At 40.2% G+C, this 3,967-nt stretch carries 5 protein-coding genes; all 5 read right to left on the reverse strand.

Annotated elements, in window-relative coordinates:
• Nucleotides 1–25 precede the first annotated feature (25 nt).
• The 5 genes from I4V84_RS19330 to I4V84_RS19350 all read right to left on the reverse strand — a co-directional run bounded on the left by I4V84_RS19330 (nucleotide 26) and on the right by I4V84_RS19350 (nucleotide 3,848).
• A complete protein-coding gene (locus tag I4V84_RS19330; protein ID WP_195993182.1) occupies nucleotides 26–733 on the reverse strand; it encodes a reverse transcriptase domain-containing protein in 708 nt (235 codons plus the stop codon).
• 718 nt (nucleotides 734–1,451) lie between these two features.
• Nucleotides 1,452–2,744 carry an IS110 family transposase gene (locus I4V84_RS19335; RefSeq protein WP_195993183.1) on the reverse strand — a complete coding sequence of 431 codons (1,293 nt, stop codon included), beginning with the start codon at nucleotides 2,742–2,744 and terminating at the stop codon, nucleotides 1,452–1,454.
• 100 nt (nucleotides 2,745–2,844) lie between these two features.
• Nucleotides 2,845–3,021, reverse strand: a complete 177-nt coding sequence (locus I4V84_RS19340) for a hypothetical protein (protein ID WP_173736147.1) — start codon at nucleotides 3,019–3,021, stop codon at nucleotides 2,845–2,847.
• A gap of 114 nt (nucleotides 3,022–3,135) precedes the next feature.
• Nucleotides 3,136–3,588 carry a hypothetical protein gene (locus I4V84_RS19345; protein WP_233456117.1) on the reverse strand — a complete coding sequence of 151 codons (453 nt, stop codon included), beginning with the start codon at nucleotides 3,586–3,588 and terminating at the stop codon, nucleotides 3,136–3,138.
• 86 nt (nucleotides 3,589–3,674) lie between these two features.
• Entirely contained in the window at nucleotides 3,675–3,848 is a 174-nt protein-coding gene (locus I4V84_RS19350; RefSeq protein ID WP_173736148.1) for a hypothetical protein, read from the reverse strand.
• Nucleotides 3,849–3,967 lie beyond the last annotated feature (119 nt).

Genomic DNA, 3,967 nt, shown 5'->3' on the forward strand with positions numbered 1-3,967 from the left:
ACGCAAATAGAAACACTGGAAAAATCTAAGAATACTGAACGTATCTCGGCATAACATCTATCTCGTCATAAGGTGGATTATGCCGAGCTCGGCATAAACCGCCCTGTCCGGCACCGAATTCGTTAACATAAAATTCTCCATTCTTAAGAATACCTGCTTTGAGCATCTTTTCTACCAGTCGGAGCACACTGTTATCTGTAATTCGTGATGAAATAAATTTCATTATCCAGTCATGATTCAAATTATCAAAGAAGCCTTTTATATCGGCATCCAGTATATAATTCGTCTTATGTCCTTCAATCATGTCATTTAGTTTTCTTATAGCTCCATGGCAGTTGCGGTTTGGTCTGAAGCCGCACATATTGCTGTAGAAATGGGGCTCAAAGACCGATTCCAAAACTTTCCTAAGTGCTTCCTGAACCAGTTTATCTTCATATGAATAGATACTAAGAGGTCTGGTTTTACCATTCTCTTTTGGTATTTCCACTTTACGTGCTGGTTTAGGTCGATAACTTTTATTCTTAAGCTTCTCCACTAGCTGTTTTAGATTGTTATCAAGATTTGAGTTATATTCTTCTTTTGAAATGCCATCAATCCCGACCGCTTTTCTGCCATCCATTTTGTAGTGGCATTCTTTAAGCATCTCAATGTTAATCAAATGCCCAATAGAATTAAATTTCATTTCTGGATGTTGTTTTGATAATTCTGAGATTCTCTCAAGTTTTGTTGTCATTATTTGTCCTACCTCTGAGTGTAGATAATGTTTCCCTTTTGATATGATGTCGTGTGGCTGGATATATGTTATCCGTTCTCGACTTCCCTCCAGTGGCATTACCCACCTTCATTAGTACTATTCGGCCATCCGACTACCTATACTCCATTTGATTTCCTTTTCTCATTCGTACGTCATACCTGTTAACACAGGAAAGTATAGGTTCTCCCCAGGTAACATACAGACATTGTAAAACATGGCTGGCTCTCAGACTCCGCCGTAGCATATGCTTCCTAACCCAAACAGAAACATACGTATTGTCTTCCGCCCGAAAGAAAACGTCGACCTACGGGTTACGTAGATTTCGGAGCTCAATCACTTTCAGCCCTATTTCCTAACTGTTTACACTTAGAATACATCGTTACCTCTGTATCCCCAAAACTCGCTACCAGTGGTGCGGCTACACCTTACTGGATGAGATTTCCACTCATTAATCTGTATGCCCTTCTGGGCGTACCCTTCGTCCTGCCTGCCCATAACCAGGGTGTCAGCTATGCTCCTTAACGGGGTCATGTGCCCCATGGTGACTATTTCTGCCGACTACTGGCTCATTCTTTGTATTGTTGATTACTGACTTGCTTCCTGTACCAGCACTGTGAGCAGTGGACGTTATCTGTTACATTCTGCTTGATTCAGTGGCTGTCCACATGACAGCCTCCACTATAGTTACTTGTCTTTCTTACGCAGCCTGTAGATAAACTGCCGGTCTCTTGATGTCACTGACCATTTTTTTCGGATCATAATCCACACCTTTAGTCAGCATCGCATAAAAGACACGTATCAACTTGGCTGCAATCGCCATAAGTGACTGCATTTTTTTCAACGGATTCAGCCTTCTGGTTGTGTAATAATTATGGAGTTCCCTGAACTCCTGGTTCTTCGACACAAGTGACATTGCAACCTCAAAGAGCAGATATCTGAGTCTCTTTCGACCTCGTCTGCTTATTGTTGTCTCGCCTTTGTGCTTTCCCGAACTATTTTCAACCAATGCCAATCCTGCAAGCTTCTGCAGTTCCTTCGGATTATTGAAGCGGCTGATATCACCTACTTCTGCAAGGAACCCTGACACTGTCCTGATTCCCACTCCTTTGATCTCTAACAGCTTTTCAGCCATCGGAATCTTTCTTACCAGTTCTTCAATTAGAACCATAACTTCTTGTAGACGCGTATTTCTGGATTCATAGTCCTCCAGAAGCATTCGGATTTCCATTCTTGCAGACACCGCACCTTCTTTGCTTCCAACGCTGTGCTCTGCAGCTTCTATCAGGGTCTTTGCCCTCGCTTTTCCAACTGCTCTTAACTTCGCATCACGCCAGATCTGGTTCACTCCATCGATACCTAACGTCAGGATATCTTCAGGGAGTGGTGCTGTTTTAAGGATGAGTATTCCGCTCTTGGCATCCGGCTTTCCATATACCGTCTTATATTCAGGAAAATATATATTGAACCAACGACTGATCCTGTTTTGAATTCTTGTAAGTTCCGCCTGTAACTGGAATCTTATGTTTGATGCTGTTCTAAGATCAGCGTAAACACCATCCGGCAGGTATGGGATCATGTAACGTCCCTCTCTAACTAATCCTGCTATAACTTTCGGATCCTTACGGTCATTTTTAGTTGGATTATTGTCGTCGAGTTCTTTTGATTTTTTCACATGGTGAGGATTTACAAGAACCGGTTTCATTTCATTATCCTGTAGAAACTTTCCAAGATTGAACCAGTAGTGCCCGGTCGGTTCCATACCTAGAACCACCTTATCCTTCTCATGTCTTTCTTTGATGTCCAGGATCCATTCCTTAAATGTCACAAATCCAGCCTCTGTGTTGCTAAACTTAAATGGCTTCTTCGAATACTCGATTCCTCTGTAATCAAAAGCTCTGGCATAGTGCGTTTCACTTCCGACATCAATTCCGAGTACCAAAGTTTTTTCTGTAATAGCTTCAATTTTTGCGTTCTGTGTGTTAGACTTCATTGTAAATACCTCTCTGTATAATAAGATTTTTACTAACCTGCCAGTCAGTAGTCTTATTGTACTCTGAGGTATTTTTAATTTTCAACATCCACGTTTTTTATTATACAGGAAGCTCCATATACGAAATTCTTCTATTAGTTGTCCTATAATATTTTCCTTCATACTCAATCACTTCTTCCAATTCCCCTGGCAGTGTATCTAAAATTTCTACTCCAGAATTGAATTCACAGTTTTCTGTTTTCATCTGCTTATTACCGGTATCAACTGAAATAATCATTTGTTTTTTCTCCCTTCAAAACCAAATGTAAAATTACTATACGCCTTGTATGCGTCTCTGCAATTTCACTATAGTGATTTTGGAAAATCTGTGTCAATAGGATTTCTGAAATAGTTATTTTTCTTCATAATCTTTGCATATCAGTTTTAATATGCGCTCGCTTTCCCCTTCATAGCCCCATAATATGCTTCCAACAGCTTCAAAAGCCTGTTCTCTCCAACGGAAGTATGTAGTTCTATGGATTCTGGTATATTGCGGAAAATGAGGCTCCAATTTATCTAATATTTCTTCTACATTTTCCAGTTTTGTTGAGGATAGATAGCTGTAATAGAGCACCCAATAGTATCGCTCGCCTTGCGGATGATACCTTCGCATAAGATCGACTGCTTCATCAATTAAACGTAGATACTGGTTTGATCGGCTGATTGCCTCTACCCGTTCTTTCTCGGATGCTAAATCTCTTTCCACATCCATTCCAGCCTGATAAATGGTGTCTAAGAATTCATCCACATCTGTGCCATACTCCATATGGAATCTTCTTTTTACCTGGCTGATTTTAATTTGCATTTGCCAGTTTACCACCCGGTATATCTTAAATAACTTTATTACATCATGATATGCGGTATTATCTTCCCCCTTATACTCCTTTGAAATTACTCCTGATCTTCCCCTTGCCACAGCTTTGTCTCATCCTTTCTTTTTTCATTTAGTTTTCTAAATGCCTCATCCATCTCATCGTCCATTTTTTCAGCTCTAACAAGGCAGCAATACATTAGTACAATAACCACTGCCAGCAAGGCCAAGAAAAAGAGCCAAAAATGCCACATTTTCGCTTCCTCCGTTTCTGAATTATAGAGTGGTACTATACTCTCCTCATATAATCAAGTGTTTTTTATTGAAAATTCAAGGTTTTTCAACCTTTCATATCTCAGTGAATAAGCCACAG

The sequence above is a fragment of the Ruminococcus sp. 1001713B170207_170306_F1 genome, assembly GCF_015668065.1.
In the GTDB taxonomy this organism is placed as follows: Bacteria; Bacillota; Clostridia; order Lachnospirales; family Lachnospiraceae; genus Blautia_A; species Blautia_A faecis.